Source organism: Verrucomicrobiota bacterium (genome assembly GCA_037139415.1).
In the GTDB taxonomy this organism is placed as follows: Bacteria; Verrucomicrobiota; Verrucomicrobiia; order Limisphaerales; family Fontisphaeraceae; genus JBAXGN01.
Genome location: JBAXGN010000365.1, coordinates 1 through 2,134, shown reverse-complemented (window position 1 = coordinate 2,134; position 2,134 = coordinate 1). Strand labels below are relative to the sequence as shown.

The 2,134-nt window shown below is 54.0% G+C and carries 3 protein-coding genes; 1 reads left to right on the top strand and 2 read right to left on the bottom strand.

Annotated elements, in window-relative coordinates; translation table 11 throughout:
- Window positions 1–1,198: hypothetical protein (locus tag WCO56_29715; protein ID MEI7733780.1), on the top strand; the 1,198-nt coding region annotated here is incomplete at its 5' end.
- Here WCO56_29715 and WCO56_29710 read toward each other — a convergent pair.
- The gene (locus WCO56_29710) at window positions 1,195–1,599 is read right to left on the bottom strand and encodes a prolipoprotein diacylglyceryl transferase family protein (protein ID MEI7733779.1); all 405 of its coding nucleotides are present in this window, start codon (window positions 1,597–1,599) and stop codon (window positions 1,195–1,197) included. The genes WCO56_29715 and WCO56_29710 overlap by 4 nt on opposite strands.
- A gap of 169 nt (window positions 1,600–1,768) precedes the next feature.
- Window positions 1,769–2,134, bottom strand: a 366-nt coding sequence (locus WCO56_29705) for a hypothetical protein (GenBank protein ID MEI7733778.1), incomplete at its 5' end; no start/stop codon positions are given.

The window sequence follows — 2,134 nt, the reverse complement described above, 5'->3', positions numbered from 1 at the left end:
ACCTCAAACTCCAAATCGCCGCTTGAACAAAGTTACTCTCCGGTCACACACCCTTGAGGTGCGATTCCACAACTCCAACCTCGACAAACGTTTTGCTCGGCTCAAGGTGGGGGATTTCATCGCCGTGAAACGGCCCTTTCCGGCGGTTGTTCCCCGGCGCGACAAACAGGGGCGATTCCTGAGCTCCGCATCCGCAAACATCTACATCACTTTTTCCCAGGATGTTCGCCTTGAGCGTGTGGTCTCCTACGCGGCCCCGCAAATGACCTTCGTCGCCTCCGGCAGCGAAGCGGTCGTTTTGGACAGTTGCAGGATTGTACGCAAACCAGGGACGAACCGACTCATCGCCGGCAACAGCGATGGAGCCCACTTCAAGAGCCTCACGGTGATGCCACAGGTCCTGAACTCGACTTTCGAGGCCTTAATGGACGACTCCATCAACTTCAAAATCTCCTCCGAGGTGGTTCGGGAGGTGCAGGGACCGCGCGTCCGCCTGGACCACGGGGAAATTGTCACCAACGACCTCGTCATTCAACCCGGGCAATCTCTCTCGTTCCTGGGTGGGCCGGGTTTCCAGCATCTGGGTTACGCCAAAGTGAAGGCGGTGGAGCGCATACGCTATCGCGAGGTTTGGGTTACTCTGGAAGGGCCGGTGGCGGCCCTCGCAGTGGGGGACCTGGCTTTCTTGCGGCCCATTACAGACGCGGTGGTGAGCGGATGTGAGTTTCGTACTCAACTCAAGACCGCACTGGTGGTTCACGGGCCTCCCACCGTCATTTCAAACTCCGCTTTCGCGGACGTAGCCTACGGTTTGCATGCCTTCTTCAACAGCCGGGTTGAAGGTCCTCCGCCGTTCAACATCCGGGTCACTAACTGCGAGTTTCTTCGCCCCAGCGCTGCTGCGGTCGCGCTCTTTCTTCCCTCGACCAACTCACTCCCGACGGGGATTTCCTCGCTCATCGCCGACCAATGCCGGGTCACAGTGGAAGGCAACCGCGGACTCCTGCTGAGCGCAATAAATCAGCAGAAAAACGAACTTCGCAACTGGCGGGTCACGGTCAGGGACAATCGCACCAAAGCCGAACTGATCAGGGTCCGTGGTTGCCCAGCCATCCACGAAGAGAACGTCTCGTTCGTGCCGTCGCCGCCGCCTCAGCTCGACTTCCGCCCGAAGGCGGAGAGCAAAGGCACCCACTAAAGCCCCCACCGCCCCCAATAAATCAGCATTCCCCGATATGAGATTGGTCCTCCGCTCATGCGTTTCATCCGTCTCATTTGTCCCATTCCTCGCACCTCAGTTCTCAGGCCGCCTTTCTGGATCATGAAGATTTCCCAAATGGGCTGCCGGGCGAAGTCTTCCTGCCAATACGAAATCACAGATAACAACCGCGATCCAATGATGGCACCGCCGAGCAGCCAGGGCCCAAGGTCCATGATCTTTTCCGGCGCGAAATTGTCCCGGAGCCCGCGCCGGCTGGCGGTCCACAGGCCCAAAATAAATCCCGTCACCACCAGTACTCCATACCAGTGGATGGTCAACGGTCCAAACTGCAATGCCACATCGCACATGACCCGGCTACGTTGACGTGGAAGCGCCATGTATGTCGAAAGGTTTTGTTGCCGGTGGTGGAATGGCGGCCCAGGAGCCATTGCCTGACTAGACAATAATATCGTCTCATTTAAGGCGTTGTTCTAGTTGCCGCCTCTTTTTTTGGTTCTGGAGAAATGACTTACATGTCATTAATCTCGTTTATTCCCTTTTCAATCCTCAATTGTCTCCAAAAAACTTTTTAGATTGAACAATGTTTTCGGAAGAATATATAATTATAATTGAAGTAGGTGATTCAGGCGAATCCCATCCCTTAATTTTTGGCTGTTTTCCGTAGTGATATTCATCACCTACCTCCAGCACTGAATTCCCAAGTATTTTTTCTGCGTCTGCACGGCTCATGCCTATTTTTACACACTCAAACAAATGTTTGTCACTCACTGCGATTTGCTTATCTGTTATGCAGCCCGACAGCAAAATGAGTCCGGTAACTACAAAAACACAAAATAATAGTGTCAAACCATAGGATGAGATTCTGCTGAAAAACCCTTGGTCATTTTTTGAGGCCCTTGGCTGGGCTGGGAG